15 protein-coding genes are annotated in these 16,003 nt (G+C 54.8%); 11 read left to right on the top strand and 4 right to left on the bottom strand.

All coding sequences use genetic code 11. The features are described 5' to 3' along the window. Positions 1–22: 22 nt before the first annotated feature. From gcvH to RAC60_RS14020, 3 genes are all read left to right on the top strand, one after another. The gene (gene gcvH, locus RAC60_RS14030) at positions 23–409 is read left to right on the top strand and encodes a glycine cleavage system protein GcvH (protein ID WP_033739626.1); all 387 of its coding nucleotides are present in this window, start codon (positions 23–25) and stop codon (positions 407–409) included. Between the two features lie 81 nt (positions 410–490). Further along, complete coding sequence (gene gcvP, locus RAC60_RS14025; protein WP_375093932.1) at positions 491–3,364, top strand: aminomethyl-transferring glycine dehydrogenase; 2,874 nt, start codon at positions 491–493, stop codon at positions 3,362–3,364. Positions 3,365–3,423: 59 nt separating this feature from the next. After that, the gene (locus RAC60_RS14020) at positions 3,424–4,167 is read left to right on the top strand and encodes an SDR family oxidoreductase (protein ID WP_375093931.1); all 744 of its coding nucleotides are present in this window, start codon (positions 3,424–3,426) and stop codon (positions 4,165–4,167) included. Positions 4,168–4,201: 34 nt separating this feature from the next. On the opposite strand, the gene RAC60_RS14015 is transcribed toward RAC60_RS14020, so the two are convergent. After that, positions 4,202–5,629 (bottom strand): 6-phospho-beta-glucosidase, encoded by a 1,428-nt coding sequence (locus tag RAC60_RS14015; protein WP_033739620.1) that lies wholly within the window; start codon positions 5,627–5,629, stop codon positions 4,202–4,204. A gap of 114 nt (positions 5,630–5,743) precedes the next feature. Beyond that, the gene (locus RAC60_RS14010; RefSeq protein WP_033739684.1) at positions 5,744–6,463 is read right to left on the bottom strand and encodes a MurR/RpiR family transcriptional regulator; all 720 of its coding nucleotides are present in this window, start codon (positions 6,461–6,463) and stop codon (positions 5,744–5,746) included. A gap of 163 nt (positions 6,464–6,626) precedes the next feature. On the opposite strand from RAC60_RS14010, the gene RAC60_RS14005 reads away from it, so the two are divergent. After that, on the top strand, positions 6,627–7,280 hold the full coding sequence (locus tag RAC60_RS14005) for a hemolysin III family protein (RefSeq protein WP_033739618.1): 654 nt from the start codon (positions 6,627–6,629) through the stop codon (positions 7,278–7,280). A gap of 32 nt (positions 7,281–7,312) precedes the next feature. Here the strand turns inward: RAC60_RS14005 and ygfZ are convergent, their stop codons facing one another. Continuing rightward, positions 7,313–8,299: a tRNA-modifying protein YgfZ gene (gene ygfZ / locus RAC60_RS14000; RefSeq protein WP_033739617.1), complete on the bottom strand. Its 987-nt coding sequence runs from the start codon at positions 8,297–8,299 to the stop codon at positions 7,313–7,315. 224 nt (positions 8,300–8,523) lie between these two features. On the opposite strand from ygfZ, the gene sdhE reads away from it, so the two are divergent. Both sdhE and RAC60_RS13990 read left to right on the top strand, forming a co-directional pair. Then, positions 8,524–8,790: an FAD assembly factor SdhE gene (gene sdhE / locus RAC60_RS13995; RefSeq protein ID WP_006120816.1), complete on the top strand. Its 267-nt coding sequence runs from the start codon at positions 8,524–8,526 to the stop codon at positions 8,788–8,790. Beyond that, complete coding sequence (locus RAC60_RS13990; protein WP_033739615.1) at positions 8,765–9,181, top strand: protein YgfX; 417 nt, start codon at positions 8,765–8,767, stop codon at positions 9,179–9,181. The genes sdhE and RAC60_RS13990 overlap by 26 nt, the downstream gene beginning before the upstream one ends. A 10-nt stretch (positions 9,182–9,191) precedes the next feature. Here RAC60_RS13990 and fldB read toward each other — a convergent pair whose 3' ends face one another. After that, entirely contained in the window at positions 9,192–9,710 is a 519-nt protein-coding gene (gene fldB / locus RAC60_RS13985) for a flavodoxin FldB (protein ID WP_006120814.1), read from the bottom strand. A 102-nt stretch (positions 9,711–9,812) separates the two neighbouring features. On the opposite strand from fldB, the gene xerD reads away from it, so the two are divergent. From xerD to lysS, 5 genes are all read left to right on the top strand, one after another. Then, entirely contained in the window at positions 9,813–10,706 is an 894-nt protein-coding gene (gene xerD / locus RAC60_RS13980) for a site-specific tyrosine recombinase XerD (RefSeq protein ID WP_375093930.1), read from the top strand. A 21-nt stretch (positions 10,707–10,727) separates the two neighbouring features. After that, positions 10,728–11,441: a bifunctional protein-disulfide isomerase/oxidoreductase DsbC gene (gene dsbC / locus RAC60_RS13975; RefSeq protein ID WP_039338429.1), complete on the top strand. Its 714-nt coding sequence runs from the start codon at positions 10,728–10,730 to the stop codon at positions 11,439–11,441. A 3-nt stretch (positions 11,442–11,444) separates the two neighbouring features. Beyond that, complete coding sequence (gene recJ, locus RAC60_RS13970; RefSeq protein WP_375093929.1) at positions 11,445–13,184, top strand: single-stranded-DNA-specific exonuclease RecJ; 1,740 nt, start codon at positions 11,445–11,447, stop codon at positions 13,182–13,184. 190 nt (positions 13,185–13,374) lie between these two features. Then, a protein-coding gene (prfB, locus tag RAC60_RS13965; protein ID WP_100208631.1) for a peptide chain release factor 2 occupies positions 13,375–14,473 on the top strand; the annotation gives its coding sequence in 2 pieces (ribosomal slippage) (positions 13,375–13,449 and positions 13,451–14,473; 1,098 coding nt in all). Between the two features lie 9 nt (positions 14,474–14,482). Next, the gene (lysS, locus tag RAC60_RS13960) at positions 14,483–16,003 is read left to right on the top strand and encodes a lysine--tRNA ligase (protein WP_033739607.1); all 1,521 of its coding nucleotides are present in this window, start codon (positions 14,483–14,485) and stop codon (positions 16,001–16,003) included.

Genomic DNA, 16,003 nt, shown 5'->3' with positions numbered 1-16,003 from the left:
CATAATTACAGGAGAAAGGGCGATGAGCAATGTGCCAGCTGAGTTGAAATACCGCGACAGTCATGAATGGCTGCGCAAAAATGCGGATGGATCTTACACCGTCGGCATCACCGAACACGCGCAGGAATTACTGGGCGATATGGTCTTTGTGGACCTGCCAGAAGTAGGGGCGACGTTCGCTGCCGGCGAAGAGTGCGCCGTCGCCGAATCCGTAAAAGCGGCTTCCGATATCTATTCTCCTGTCAGTGGCGAAATTATCGCCGTGAACGACGCGCTGAATGATTCCCCAGAGCTGGTTAACAGCGAGCCTTATCAGGACGGCTGGTTATTCCAGATCAAAGCCAGCGATGAGTCAGAACTAGACTCACTGCTGGACGCGGATGCCTACAAAGCATCTATTGACGAGTAATCGTTGCGCGGCCTCCAGATGAGGCCGCCGATATCTGACCAGCACTCTCTGTTCCCCAGCCCGATTCAGGATTTACAGCTCATGACTCAGACTCTCAGCCAGCTTGAACACAACGGTGCGTTTATTGAGCGCCATATTGGTCCGTCGCCAGAACAACAGGCCGTTATGCTGGAGGCGATTGGTGCCAGCTCTCTGGCGTCGTTGATTGGTTCTATTGTTCCCGCCGACATTCAGTTGCCCGGTCCGCCCGCCGTTGGCGATGCGGCAACTGAACAGCAGGCGCTGGCAGAGTTAAAAGCGATTGCCGCGCAAAACCTGCGCTACAAATCCTGGATCGGCATGGGATACAGTGCGGTGATAACGCCGCCCGTTATCCTGCGGAACATGCTGGAAAATCCGGGCTGGTACACGGCTTACACGCCGTATCAGCCCGAAGTTTCTCAAGGGCGCCTGGAGGCGCTGCTAAACTTCCAGCAGGTCACCATTGATCTGACCGGCATGGATATCGCGTCCGCTTCACTGCTGGATGAAGCCACCGCGGCGGCCGAAGCGATGGCGATGGCAAAGCGCATCAGCAAACTGAAAAATGCCAACCGGTTCTTTATCGCTGATGATATCCATCCGCAAACGCTGGATGTGGTACGGACCCGCGCCGAAACCTTTGGTTTTGAACTGATTATCGACAGCGCGGAGAAAGCCCTGGAGCACGATAATCTGTTTGGTGTCCTGCTTCAGCAGGTGGGCACCACAGGCGAGGTACACGATTACATCAGCCTGATTGCCGAGCTGAAAACCCGTAAGGTGGTCGTCAGCGTGGCCTCGGATTTTATGGCCCTGGTGTTACTTGAATCGCCGGGCAAGCAGGGCGCGGATATTGTGTTCGGTTCCGCTCAGCGCTTTGGTGTACCAATGGGCTATGGCGGTCCTCATGCGGCCTTCTTTGCCAGCCGTGATGAACACAAGCGTTCTATGCCTGGCCGTATTATCGGTGTCTCACGCGACGCCGCTGGCAACACCGCGTTGCGTATGGCGATGCAAACTCGCGAGCAACATATCCGTCGGGAAAAAGCCAACTCCAATATCTGTACCTCTCAGGTGCTGCTGGCCAATATCGCAGGACTGTATGCCGTGTTCCACGGGCCTGTTGGGCTGAAACGTATCGCTTCACGTATTCACCGCTTCACCGATATCCTGGCTGCCGGACTGCAACGTGGCGGGCTGAAGCTGCGTCATCACCACTGGTTCGACACGCTGACAGTGGACGTGACCGATAAAGCCGCCGTGTTAAACCGTGCGCTCAGTTTCGGCGTTAACCTGCGTAGTGATATTCATAACGCTGTCGGTATCACGCTGGATGAAACCACATGTCGTGAAGACGTTGCGACATTGTTCGCCATCCTGCTGGGCGATGATCATGGTCTGGATATCGATCAACTTGATAGCCAGGTTGCGGCAGACAGCCAGTCAATCCCTGCAAGCCAGCAGCGCGTCAGCGACATCCTCTCTCACCCTGTGTTCAATCGTCATCACAGTGAGACCGAGATGATGCGCTATATGCACAGCCTGGAGAAAAAAGATCTGGCTCTCAACCAGGCGATGATTCCGCTGGGGTCATGCACGATGAAGCTTAACGCTGCCGCAGAGATGATTCCCATCACCTGGCCTGAATTTGCCGAAATGCATCCGTTCTGCCCGGCAGAACAGGCGGGCGGCTACCTGCAAATGATTGGCCAGCTTTCCCAGTGGCTGGTTCAGCTTACCGGTTACGATGCGCTCTGCATGCAGCCGAACTCCGGTGCACAGGGGGAATACGCGGGGCTGTTAGCGATTCGTCGTTACCATGAAAGCCGTGGTGAAAGTGAACGTCATCTTTGCCTGATTCCCAGCTCAGCACACGGGACCAATCCGGCCTCAGCCCAGATGGCGGGCATGGATGTGGTGGTCGTGGCCTGTGACAAACAGGGTAATATCGATCTGGGCGACCTGCGCGAAAAAGCCGCACAGGCGAGCGATAAACTGTCATGCATCATGGTGACCTACCCATCCACGCACGGCGTGTATGAAGAGACTATTCGTGAAGTGTGCCAGATCGTGCATCAGTACGGCGGCCAGGTGTACCTGGACGGTGCGAACATGAATGCCCAGGTGGGTATTACGACGCCGGGTTATATTGGCGCTGACGTTTCGCACCTTAACCTGCACAAAACTTTCTGTATTCCGCACGGCGGCGGCGGCCCGGGCATGGGACCTATTGGCGTGAAAGCGCATCTGGCACCGTTTGTACCCGGTCACAGCGTGGTGCAGATTGATGGTGTGCTGACACAGCAGGGGGCTGTCTCTGCTGCACCGTTTGGCAGTGCTTCCATTTTACCAATCAGCTGGATGTACATCCGCATGATGGGCGCGGAAGGGCTCAAGCAGGCCAGTTCGGTGGCGATTCTCAATGCCAACTACATCGCCAGCCGTCTGAAATCAGCTTATCCGATTCTGTATACCGGGCGCGATGGTCGTGTGGCGCACGAATGTATTCTGGATATTCGTCCGCTGAAAGAGCAGACCGGGATCAGTGAACTGGATATTGCAAAACGCCTCATCGACTACGGTTTCCATGCGCCAACCATGTCATTCCCGGTCGCGGGCACGCTGATGGTAGAACCTACCGAATCGGAAGGCAAACTGGAGCTGGACCGCTTTATTGATGCCATGCTGGCGATTCGTATGGAAATTGGGCGGGTGGAAAAGGGCGAGTGGCCAATGGATGATAATCCGCTGGTTAACGCGCCTCACACACAAATGGAAGTGACTGGCGAATGGACGCATCCTTACAGCCGCGAGCTGGCCGTTTTCCCGGCAGGCAGCCACAATAAATACTGGCCAACAGTGAAGCGCCTGGATGATGTTTTTGGTGACCGCAACCTGTTCTGCTCATGTGTACCGATGAGCGACTATGCCTGAGTCGGGTTAACACAACTGTTTTGAGGGCCGGTTTTCGGCCCTTTTTTATGGAGGCTCAGATGAAACTCGCGCTTGTTACTGGCGGTAGTCGCGGCATTGGCCGTGCGACCGCCGTTTTACTGGCGACACGGGGCTACCGTGTGGCCGTGAATTATCGCACGCGCGAAAGTGAAGCGCAGCGGGTGGTGGATGAGATTGTGCGTAACGGCGGAGAAGCCTTTAGCGTACAGGCCGATATCAGTGACGAGGCGCAGGTCATGGCGCTGTTTCAACGGCTGGATCAGGAGAACCTGCCGCTCTCGCTGCTGGTAAATAACGCCGGTATCCTGTTTCAGCAATGCCGTCTTGAGCAACTGGATGCGGCGCGCATTCAACAGGTTTTTGCCACAAATGTCACGGGTACCTTCCTCTGCTGTCGTGAAGCCGTCCGGCGCATGGGAACGCACCTGGGAGGACTGGGCGGCAGTATCGTGAACGTTTCCTCCGCGGCAGCCCGTACGGGTTCTCCCGGTGAATATGTCGACTATGCCGCATCGAAGGGCGCGATGGATACGCTGACGAAAGGTCTGTCACTGGAGGTCGCGCAACAGGGGATTCGTGTCAATGGTGTGCGGCCCGGTCTGATCTACACCGAGATGCATGCCGATGGCGGGGAGCCCGGCCGGGTCGACCGACTGGCGAGCGGCGTTCCGATGGGACGTGGTGGACATGCCGAAGAAATTGCAGAAGTGGTGATCTGGCTGGCCAGCGATGCGGCCTCTTACATCACCGGCAGCATAATTGATGCCGCCGGCGGGCGGTAAATTCATGCCGCAGCGTGACGCTGCGGCAGCCGACTTACAGCTTTTCACCGTTACTGGCGATAACCTGCTGATACCAGGCAAAGCTTTTCTTTTTCGCGCGTGAGAAATCACCGCTGCCATCGTCGTTTTTGTTAACGTGAATGAAACCGTAGCGCTTGTCGTACTGGCCGGTCGTAAAGGATACACAATCGATGCAGCCCCACGGCGTATATCCCATCAGATCCACACCATCATGAATGACGGCTTTTTTCATCTCTGCGATATGCGCCGCCAGATACGCAATGCGGTAATCATCTTCGATCACGCCCTGCGCATTCGGTTTGTCGATCGCGCCAAAGCCGTTTTCCACGATAAACAGCGGCTTCTGGTAGCGTTCGTACAGATCGTTCAGCACATAACGCAGGCCAACGGGATCGATCTGCCAGCCCCAGTCTGAGGCGCTGACATGCGGGTTTTTGACCACCCCGTCAAAACCGGTAATGGGGTCGTCAACACCGCTGGCGCTGTGCTGCACGGCATTACTCATGTAATAGCTGAAACCGATGTAATCGGCACAGCCCTGACGCAGGGTATCTGCATCCTCTGGTTGCATCTCAATGTGGTAGCCTTTGCGTTCCCACTCTTTCAGCGCGTAGGCAGGGTAGTAACCGCGCATTTGTACATCGCTAAAGACATAGCGTTGATGCATCGCTTCTTTAGCCAGCATGACATCGTCAGGATGGCAGGAGAACGGATAAACCGGCACCATGGCGATCATGCAGCCAATTTTGAAGTCCGGGTTGATCTCGTGTCCGCGCTTCACCACCCGGGCACTGGCAACGAACTGATGGTGCATGACCTGATACATCGCCTGTTCAGGTTTTTCATGGTCGGTGAAAATAACGCCGGAACAGCAGTAGCCAAACAGCGGATATTGCCAGTTACGTTGGTTATTAATTTCGTTAAAGGTCATCCAGTATTTAACTTTATTTTTGTATCGTTCCAGCACGACTTCACTGAAACGCACAAAGAAATCGACGACTTTACGGTTATGCCAGCCGCCATACTCTTTTACCAGGTGGTAGGGCATTTCAAAATGGGAAAGGGTAATTACTGGTTCGATGCCATATTTCAGTAATTCATCAAACAGGTCATCATAAAACTGCAGGCCGGCTTCGTTAGGTTGCTGCTCATCGCCATTAGGGAATATACGCGTCCACGCAATCGAGGTACGGAAGCATTTAAATCCCATCTCCGCAAATAACGCAATATCCTGCTTATAGTGTGAGTAAAACTCGACGGCCTGATGATTAGGGTAAAATTTTCCGGGCTGAACGCCATCGGTAATGACACGATCCACGCCGTGTGCACCCCCTGTCAGCACGTCAGCGATGCTAATACCTTTTCCACCCTGATCCCACCCGCCTTCAACCTGGTGAGCCGCGACGGCACCGCCCCACAAAAATGTGTCTGGTAAGCTCATTACCCACTCTCCAATACAGATAAAATTGGGCTGAGTGTAGCAAAGCACTTTATAAAGTCACGGTATAACACCGTGCGAAAAAAGGGATTTGTCACAGCTAAAAAACGCTGTGTTTTACTGGCTTAACCGTCGGCCAAGCGATTCGATAATATAAATCGCCGGTACCTGAGTGGTAATATCGCAGTTATCCGCCAGGCGGATAACCGGGACGTGATAGGAAACCGTAAAGTCGCTCATTTTTGCCAGCGAACAGTTTTCACTGTTGGTGACCGCAATAATTTTGCATTTATTCAGGCTAAACTGGCTGGCGATACGCAGCACTTCTTCTGTTTCGCCCGAGACAGAAAGGATGATCGCCAGGGCATTTTCATACAGGCTCGGACTGACGGGATAATAAGGATCATCAATAGCATGACTGAATTTCCCCACATTCGAAAAAAAACGTGCACCGTATTTTCCCAGGCTTCCTGATGTGCCCACACCAATAAAAAAAACCCGCTCAGCCTGCCTGATCATCGCGGCTGCCTGGGTGATGACCTGCTCAAATTCAGCATTATTGATGCTTTTAAAAAAACTCAGCATATCGGCCGGGCCAGAGACCGGTAAAGCTGGGGCCGTGTGTTCCTGGGCCAGCCGCAGACGGATACGAAACTCAGACCAGCCTTCACAGTGCATTTTGCGACAGAAACGCAGCACGGTGGTAGTTGACACGGCGGCCTGCTCCGCCAGTTCACGAATGGTCATGTAACTGACACTTTCACGATGTCTGATGATGTACTGATAAACCTGCAATTCCAGATCGTTGAGCGTGGCAAGATCGTGATGCGCGAACATGAAAAAATCACCAGATAGTTGACCAGTCAGCATTTTAACAGAATTTGAACCGGCGTTGACCGCATTAATTAATTTAAGCTTACACTTGTACACTGAAAGTTTTTCTGATTAATTTGTCTGGTGATTAATCTGCAATGGCTCTCACTTTTCAGGCAGGAAGGTTATGACGCATAAACATTTTTCCACGCAGGGCTATCCACTGGCAGAGGAAATTGCCAACAGTATCAGTCACGGGCTGGGTTGCCTCTTTGGAATCGTTGGGTTAGTGCTGCTACTGGTTAAGGCAACAGCGATCCATGCGGATGTCACCACCATCGTCAGCTCAAGCCTGTATGGCGGCAGCATGATCGTGCTGTTTCTGGCGTCCACGCTTTATCACGCTGTCAGTCATCCACGCGCCAAACGCGTGCTGAAAAAAGTGGATCACTGCGCCATTTATCTGTTGATTGCGGGCACTTATACGCCGTTTTTGATGACAGGGCTGCAGTCACCGCTGGCTCACGCATTAATGGCGGTCATCTGGGGACTGGCGCTGCTGGGCATCCTGTTTAAACTGACGATCGCTGAACGCTATAAGGTGCTGTCACTGGTCACGTATCTTTGTATGGGATGGCTGTCGCTGGTGGTGGTCTATCAACTGGCGATGAAACTGTCGCCGGGGGGAATCTGGCTGTTGGCGCTGGGAGGCATCATCTATTCCCTGGGGGTGATCTTTTATGTGGCGCGCCGCGTGCCGTTTAATCACGCCATCTGGCACGGTTTCGTGTTAGGCGGCTGCATCTGTCATTTCTGCGCCATTTATTTCTACGTCATGTAGAAACAGGGCGGGAGAGGTTCCCGCCCCGACACTCAGTTTTCGTCCAGCGAATAAGGCAAAGGCTGAATAGTGAGTTTGCCTCCTTCATCCCCTTCGACGCGCAATACGCTGTCTGGCTCCAGATCGTTATTCATCACGACCTGCACCCAGGTCACGCCATCATCAAGCTGCACGGCGGCGAGAACGGTACCTGTGCGACGCCAGCGTTCACCCATCTGCAATTCCAGCGAGTCGTTTGCGGCAGGCAGATGGCTGGCCTGGCCTGACAGCCAGTACAGGGCGCGCTTATTGGCGCCACGGTATTTCGCGCGGGCCACCATCTCCTGCCCGGTGTAGCAGCCTTTTTTGAAGCTGATCGCGTCCAGTGCCTGTAAATTAGTCGCCTGGGGAATAAACTGCGCGCTGGTCGCAGGTTCAATCACCGGAATACCGGCTTCAATGTCCAGGGCCAGCCACTGTGTGCTGTCTGTTAACTGAGCATCCTCGGCCAGCTTCTGTTTCAGTGCTTCTGCCTCAGCAAGCGAGGTGACCAGTAAAAAGCGCTCTGCGGGCTGGGCAAACCACAGCAGGGTGGTTTCGCCCTGTTGCACCACGGGAGTAGTACTGTCAGGAAGGGCTTCAAACCGGTCGGCCAGCGCCGCCCGAGCCTGGAAACCGGCAACGCCCAGTAACACCACATCGTCATCGGCGGCCAGCGTCACTTTAGAGAATACGGCGTATTTTTTTAGCTCCGGCAACTGAGTATCACGCAGTGCCCGGCGCACTAAATAGGCATAGCCTTCGCCGCGGTGAAACAGACGCAGATTGCTCCACATTTTGCCTTTCGCATCGCAGTGGGCGGCGGGCAGATGATGGGCGGCATCCAGCGCGGCGACATCCAGCGTCAACTGACCCTGCAAATAGGACGTACTGTCAGGGCCCACTACAGACACCAGAGCCCAGGTATCCAGAGACATTAACGTGAGCGGCAGACGCGATGAGGCCGCAGGTTGACGTGGGGGAAGCGTAAATGTTGGCATTGATAAATCCTGAGTATGAAGGTTCATCCGGAACAATATCTTCAATGGTAAAAGAGCAGACTGGCATTGCAACCTGTTTACTGAACAGGGCGCACAAAACGCGTGATGAACGCCATAAAAAGCGTCATCCTGCGGCGTTGTGCACATGACGAAGTCTGGAGCCTGCAGCCGCTGTTAATCCAGGTTACACTAGTCGCCACGATGTGAAACAGGAAAACTGATGCATGGATATTCATGATAAATCGCGCGTTCAATGGGCCTGCCGTCGTGGCATGCTGGAACTGGATGTCGCTATTATGCCGTTCTTCAAGTACGAATATGACACGTTAAACGATACCGACAAGCAGGTTTTCATTGCCCTGCTGAAAAGTGACGATCCGGACCTTTTCAACTGGATGATGAACCACGGCGAGCCAGCCGATCCCGAGCTGAAACGCATGGTGAAGCTTATTCAGCAGCGTAATCGTGAACGCGGCCCGGTGGCAATGTAACCTTCATCCCTCGTTGCAGGCGCGCACAATCCTTGCCCTGACGCTGGTGGTAACGCTAGCCGGCGTCGGGCTGATGCCCTTGTCTGCGGCAGAGTGGGTGATAAAGCCGGTGCTGTTCGCCCTCATCGTGTGGGAAGGATGGCGGCAGGACAGGCGCTTGTGTCTGCGCTGTGGAGCGCTACGACGCGACAGTGCCCGTGACTGGCACTGGCAGGATGAACACTGGCAAACGCAGCAACCGCTTTACTGGTTACCTGGCGCGGTGTTGCTGGTCATGAAGAACCCTCAAGGCAGGATAACGCGGTTTTGGCTCATGCAGGATAATATGCAGCCTGCTGAATGGCGCGCCTTACGCGCCTGCTGTTTTCGCGACAGACAACGCGCGCGTTAACACCGACAGCCTACAGGCGTTCGGCCGTTTCCGTCAGAATCTGCTCGCACCACTGCTCAACGCGCTCATCCGTCACGTCAAACTGATTGACGTCATCCAGCGCCAGCCCGACAAACTGTTTGCCATCCGCGCTAAGCGGTTTGGGGCTGGTAAATTCATAGCCATCCAGCGGCCAGTAGCCGACAAACTGCACGCCCATGGGTTGCAGCAGGTCGTGCAGCATACCCAGCGCGTCGAGAAACCATTCACCATAGCCAATCTGGTCGCCCATGCCGTAAAGCGCCACTATCTTGTTATGCAGATTGAGGGTGGGCAACTGCGGCCAGATGGCCTCCCAGTCTTCCTGTAGCTCGCCGAAGTCCCAGGTCGGAATGCCCAAAATCAGCAGGTCGTACTCTTCCATCAGACGCGGATCGTCATCTTTCACGTTGTGCAACGTCACTAACTCGTCGCCAATAAAATCCCGAATCTTCTCCGCTACGATTTCGGTGTAGCAGGTACTGGAACCGTAAAAAAGACCTATTTTCATGCAGATAGTGCTCTGTTAATCCAGACTTTGGCGTAATTGTATCAGAAGCAGGGGTGAATCAGGCATAATGAGCACGATTTCAGACTGAACGGCGGGGAAAACGTGCAAGACAGCGAACTGACAGAACAGTTTCTTGACGCGCTGTGGATTGAGCGCAATCTGGCGCAAAATACCTTGTCCTCCTATCGACAGGATCTGCAAACGCTCACCGGCTGGCTGGCGCATCACGGCCTGACGCTGGTGTCATTAAGCCCGCAGGATCTGCAACAGTTTCTCGCAGAGCGACTGGAAGGCGGCTATAAGGCCACCAGCTCAGCGCGTCTGCTCAGCGCTATGCGCCGCCTGTTTCAGTACCTGTACCGTGAAAAGATTCGTGTGGACGATCCCAGCGCCCAACTGGCCGCGCCAAAGCTGCCCCAGCGGCTGCCCAAAGATCTGAGCGAGGCACAGGTCGAGCGTTTACTGCAGGCTCCGGATGTCAACGTGCCGCTGGAACTGCGCGATAAAGCCATGCTGGAATTATTGTATGCCACCGGGCTGCGTGTTTCGGAGCTGGTGGGATTAACCCTGAACGACGTCAGCCTGCGTCAGGGCGTGGTGCGGGTGATCGGTAAGGGCAATAAAGAGCGCCTGGTGCCATTAGGTGAAGAGGCGGTTTACTGGCTGGAATATTATATGGAACATGGTCGTCCGTGGTTGCTCAACGGGCAAACGCTGGATGTGTTCTTCCCCAGTAGCCGCGCGCAGCAAATGACGCGGCAGACGTTCTGGCACCGAATCAAGAACTACGCCACGCTGGCAGGCATTGACAGCGAAAAGCTGTCGCCCCATGTGCTGCGCCACGCCTTTGCCACACATTTGCTGAACCACGGGGCAGACTTGCGTGTCGTACAGATGTTACTGGGACACAGCGATCTCTCCACGACCCAGATTTATACTCACGTCGCCACGGAACGTCTGCGACTGTTACATCAACAGCATCATCCGCGTGCATGACCGACGGATATAAGGAAAACAATGAACAAACATGTTGCCACGCTGGCGCTGCTGGTCAGCGCCTTTTCCGGTTTAACCCACGCTGATGACAGCGCTATTCAGCTTTCCCTGAAAAAACTGGGTTTACACCAGACCGAGATTCAGCCGTCTCCGCTGCCAGGCTTCAAAACCGTGCTCAGCGAAAGCGGCGTCCTGTATGTGACCGATGATGGTAAACACATGATCCAGGGTCCCCTTTATGATGTCAGCGGCACGCAACCGGTGAACGTGACCAATACGCTGCTGGATAAAAAGGTCGACGCGCTGGTTCCGGAGATGATCATCTATAAAGCGCCAAAAGAGCAGCATGTGGTCACGGTGTTCACGGACATTACCTGTGGCTATTGTCACAAGCTGCACGAGCAGATGGCCGATTACAATGCGCTGGGCATCACGGTTCGTTATCTTGCTTTCCCACGCGAAGGGATGAACGGTAATGTCGCCAGCGCCATGAAAGCGGTCTGGTGCAGCGCCGATCGTAACAAAGCCTTCGATGACGCGATGAAAGGTGATGCGCCGAAGATGGAGGCGCCTGCGTCATGCAAAACTGACATTGGTCAGCAGTATAAACTCGGCATTCTGTTCGGCATTCAGGGCACGCCCGCCATTCTGACCGATAGCGGAATGATGATCCCGGGCTACCAAAGCCCTCAGGAACTCAAACAGGTACTGGATAATCAAAAGCGTGGTGGTTAAGGCGTGGTAAAGCACGAAGTCGAATTACGTCGTCGTGAGGCGGTACCGGATTTGCCCGGGCTCCCTGCTGATTTGCCGCCGCTTCTGCGTCGGCTTTATTTGCAACGCGGCGTCAGTGATGCCGCTCAGCTTGAAAGAGGCGCGAAAAACCTGCTGCCGTTTAGTGCGCTGAGCGGTATTGATAAGGCCGTCGCCTTGCTGCATGAAGCGCTGCTGGATGGACGCTGTATTATGGTCGTCGGCGATTTTGATGCTGACGGTGCCACCAGTACCGCGCTTACCGTACTGGCTCTGCGCAGCATGGGATGCAGCAATGTTCAGTATCTGGTACCTAACCGGTTTGAGGATGGATACGGCCTCAGTCCTGAGGTTGTCGAACAGGCGAAAGCGCGCGGCGCGGAGATGATCCTCACTGTCGATAACGGTATTTCCTCTCATGCTGGCGTCGCCGTCGCGCATGCGCACGGGATTGCGGTGCTGGTGACCGACCACCATTTACCCGGCGAAACGCTGCCTGACGCGGACGCTATCGTTAACCCAAACCTGCCTGATTGCACTTTCCCGTCGCGTGCGCTGGCAGGCGTTGGTGTGGCCTTTTACCTGATGATGGCGCTGCGTGCCCATCTGCGAACCCAGGGCTGGTTTGGCGTCACGCGGGCAGAACCTAACCTGGCTGACCTGCTCGATCTGGTGGCGCTGGGCACGGTTGCGGATGTCGTGCCGCTGGATGCAAATAACCGTATTTTGGTCTGGCAGGGCCTGAGCCGCATTCGTGCCGGTAAATGCCGACCGGGCATCAAGGCGCTACTGGAAATCGCCAATCGCGATGCGCGCCAGCTGGCCGCCAGCGACCTGGGGTTTGCGCTGGGACCGCGGCTGAATGCGGCCGGAAGGCTCGACGATATGTCAGTCGGCGTCGCGCTGTTACTGACGGACGATCTCAGCCAGTCGCGTATGCTAGCCAGCGAGCTGGATGCGCTCAATCAGATGCGTAAAGAGATTGAACAGGGTATGCAAAGCGAGGCGCTGGCGCTCTGTCAGACGCTGGAGCGTGAGCAAACCGATTTGCCGCTGGGGCTGGCCTTTTATCATCCCGAATGGCATCAGGGCGTGGTAGGTATTCTGGCTTCCCGGCTCAAAGAGCGTTTTCACCGTCCGGTCATCGCCTTTGCGCCTGCGGGCGACGGCATGCTGAAAGGCTCGGGACGTTCGATTGCGGGCCTGCACCTGCGGGATGCCCTGGAACGGCTTGATACGCTCCACCCCGGGCTGATGCAGAAGTTTGGTGGTCACGCCATGGCGGCCGGGCTGTCGCTGGAGGAGGCGCGCTACGAGGAGTTTCGTCAGCGGTTCGCTGAACTGGTCGGCGACTGGCTGGCTGGCGAAGCGCTGCAAGGGGTGATGTGGTCTGATGGCGCGTTACAACCCGCTGAGTTTTCTCTGGAGACCGCCGAAATGCTGCGCGATGCCGGTCCCTGGGGACAGGCCTTTCCGGAGCCTGCGTTTGACGGCAAATTCCGGCTGTTGCAGCAGCGTCTGGTGGGGGAACGTCATCTGAAAGTCATGGTGGAGCCACTGGGCGGCGGGCCACTGATCGACGGCATCGCGTTTAACGTAGATAACACGCTGTGGCCTGACAGCAGCGTTCGCGAGGTTGAACTGGCGTACCGGCTGGATATCAATGAATATCGCGGTAACCGCTCAGTGCAGTTGATTATTGAACATCTCTGGCCGCTCAGTTAACGGATGAAGGTGGACGGACGGGAGTCCGTCCGCCAGGCCTTTCTGACGTTGCCTCCCTCCCTTTCAGCACAGCCTGTCCCAAACGTTTACACCCTGCGCATTTTCTCAACGCTACAAACTGTCGCCGGTTTCGGGTAAACTCGCAGGTTACATTTCTTATTCCATCAAACGTTAAAAAGACGCTAAACACATGTTTGAAATTAATCCGGTCAAATACCGTATTCAGGACCTCACCGAGCGCAGCGACGTTCTTCGGGGGTATCTTTGACTACGATGCCAAGAAAGAACGCCTTGAAGAAGTAAACGCAGAACTCGAACAGTCTGACGTCTGGAACGAACCTGAACGCGCCCAGGCGTTGGGTAAAGAGCGCTCCTCTCTCGAAGCAATCGTGAATACGCTGGATCAGATGACGCAGGGGCTGGAAGACGTACAGGGCCTGCTTGATCTGGCTGTGGAAGCCGATGACGAAGAAACCTTTAACGAAGCGGTCGAAGAACTGGACGCGCTGGACGTTAAACTGGGTGAACTCGAATTCCGCCGTATGTTCTCAGGTGAGTACGACAGCGCAGACTGTTATATCGACTTGCAGGCTGGCTCCGGCGGCACCGAGGCGCAGGACTGGGCCAGCATGCTGATGCGTATGTATCTGCGTTGGGCCGAAGCGAAAGGCTTCAAAACCGAGATTATTGAAGAGTCCGAAGGCGAAGTGGCGGGCATTAAATCGGTAACCATTCGCGTGTCGGGCGATTATGCGTTTGGCTGGTTACGCACCGAGACAGGCGTTCATCGCCTTGTTCGTAAGAGTCCGTTTGACTCCGGTGGTCGCCGCCATACCTCATTCAGCTCCGCGTTTATCTACCCGGAAGTCGATGACGATATCGATATCGACATTAACCCGGCAGACCTGCGCATTGACGTTTACCGTGCCTCCGGTGCCGGTGGTCAGCACGTTAACCGGACGGAATCTGCGGTGCGTATCACCCATATTCCGACCGGTACGGTCACGCAGTGTCAAAATGACCGCTCTCAGCACAAAAACAAAGATCAGGCGATGAAGCAGATGAAGGCGAAGCTGTACGAGCTTGAGATGCAGAAAAAAAATGCCGAGAAGCAGGCGCTGGAAGACAATAAGTCGGATATCGGCTGGGGAAGCCAGATCCGTTCTTACGTTCTGGACGACTCACGAATTAAAGATCTGCGTACCGGCGTGGAAACGCGTAATACGCAGGCGGTTCTGGATGGCGATCTGGACCGTTTCATTGAAGCAAGTTTAAAAGCAGGGCTATAAGGAACCGACATGTCTGAACAACAACCGCAGAGCGCTGACGTCGCACTTGAGTTAAATAACGAACTGAAAACGCGTCGCGAGAAACTGAGCGTGCTGCGTGAAAACGGCGTGGCGTTTCCTAACGATTTTCGTCGTGATACCACCTCCGATCGGCTGCACGCCAGCTATGACGAGAAGAGTAACGAAGAGCTGGAAGACTTAGGCATTGAGGTCAGCGTGGCGGGCCGTATGATGACGCGCCGTATTATGGGCAAAGCGTCTTTCATCACCCTGCAGGACGTTGGCGGCCGCATTCAGCTGTACGTAGCACGTGACGATCTGCCTGAAGGCATCTATAACGAGCAGTTCAAAAAGTGGGATCTGGGCGATATCCTCGGCGCACGCGGTAAGTTGTTCAAAACTAAAACTGGCGAGCTGTCTGTTCACTGTTCAGAACTGCGTTTACTGACCAAAGCGCTGCGTCCGTTGCCTGATAAGTTTCACGGCCTGGCCGATCAGGAAACACGTTATCGTCAGCGTTATCTTGATCTCATCGCCAACGATGAATCACGCAACACCTTCAAAATTCGCTCTCAGATTATGGCCGGTATTCGCCAGTTCATGGTCGCTCGCGACTTTATGGAAGTGGAAACGCCAATGATGCAGGTGATCCCGGGCGGCGCATCAGCGCGTCCGTTTATCACGCATCATAATGCGCTGGATATCGATATGTACCTGCGTATTGCGCCAGAGCTGTATCTGAAACGTCTGGTTGTGGGCGGTTTTGACCGCGTGTTTGAGATCAACCGTAACTTCCGTAACGAAGGGATTTCGCCACGTCATAATCCAGAGTTCACCATGATGGAACTCTATATGGCGTATGCGGATTATAAGGATCTGATCGAACTGACCGAAAGCCTGTTCCGCACGCTGGCGCAGGATGTGCTGGGCAGCACCGTCGTGCCTTACGGTGAGCAGGAATTCGATTTCGGCAAGCCGTTTGAAAAGCTCACCATGCGTGAAGCCATCAAAAAATACCGTCCGGAAACCGATCTGGCCGATCTTGACGATTTCGATAAAGCCGTGGCAGTCGCCCAGGCCATCGGCATCAAAGTCGAGAAAAGCTGGGGCTTAGGCCGCGTGGTGACCGAGATTTTTGAGGAAACCGCAGAAGCGCACCTGATTCAGCCTACCTTCATTACCGAATACCCGGCGGAAGTTTCTCCGCTGGCTCGTCGTAACGATGAAAACCCGGAAATCACCGACCGTTTCGAGTTCTTTATCGGCGGACGTGAAATCGGCAACGGCTTCTCTGAGCTTAACGATGCGCAGGATCAGGCTGATCGCTTCCTGCAGCAGGTTAATGCCAAAGACGCGGGCGATGATGAAGCCATGTTCTATGACGAAGACTACGTTACCGCACTGGAACACGGCTTACCGCCAACGGCAGGTTTAGGCATTGGTATCGACCGGATGGTGATGCTGTTTACCAACAGCCATACCATCCGTGACGTGATCCTGTTCCCGGCGCTGCGTCCTGGCGCTAAATAA

The organism is Pantoea sp. BR_17, assembly GCF_041955125.1.
Taxonomy (GTDB): Bacteria; Pseudomonadota; Gammaproteobacteria; order Enterobacterales; family Enterobacteriaceae; genus Pantoea; species Pantoea stewartii.
The sequence above is the reverse complement of the archived record's forward strand: the minus strand, read 5'-3'. Positions and strand labels throughout refer to the sequence as shown.

Excerpts from the sequence above, each read along its gene's own strand:
- dsbC (WP_039338429.1), top strand. The coding sequence starts at position 10,728 with ATGAACAAACATGTTGCCACGCTGGCGCTGCTGGTCAGCGCCTTTTCC.
- RAC60_RS14020 (WP_375093931.1), top strand. The coding sequence starts at position 3,424 with ATGAAACTCGCGCTTGTTACTGGCGGTAGTCGCGGCATTGGCCGTGCG.
- RAC60_RS14005 (WP_033739618.1), top strand. The coding sequence starts at position 6,627 with ATGACGCATAAACATTTTTCCACGCAGGGCTATCCACTGGCAGAGGAA.
- RAC60_RS14015 (WP_033739620.1), bottom strand. The coding sequence starts at position 5,629 with ATGAGCTTACCAGACACATTTTTGTGGGGCGGTGCCGTCGCGGCTCAC.
- sdhE (WP_006120816.1), top strand. The coding sequence starts at position 8,524 with ATGGATATTCATGATAAATCGCGCGTTCAATGGGCCTGCCGTCGTGGC.
- gcvH (WP_033739626.1), top strand. The coding sequence starts at position 23 with ATGAGCAATGTGCCAGCTGAGTTGAAATACCGCGACAGTCATGAATGG.
- RAC60_RS14010 (WP_033739684.1), bottom strand. The coding sequence starts at position 6,463 with ATGTTCGCGCATCACGATCTTGCCACGCTCAACGATCTGGAATTGCAG.
- fldB (WP_006120814.1), bottom strand. The coding sequence starts at position 9,710 with ATGAAAATAGGTCTTTTTTACGGTTCCAGTACCTGCTACACCGAAATC.
- ygfZ (WP_033739617.1), bottom strand. The coding sequence starts at position 8,299 with ATGCCAACATTTACGCTTCCCCCACGTCAACCTGCGGCCTCATCGCGT.
- lysS (WP_033739607.1), top strand. The coding sequence starts at position 14,483 with ATGTCTGAACAACAACCGCAGAGCGCTGACGTCGCACTTGAGTTAAAT.
- gcvP (WP_375093932.1), top strand. The coding sequence starts at position 491 with ATGACTCAGACTCTCAGCCAGCTTGAACACAACGGTGCGTTTATTGAG.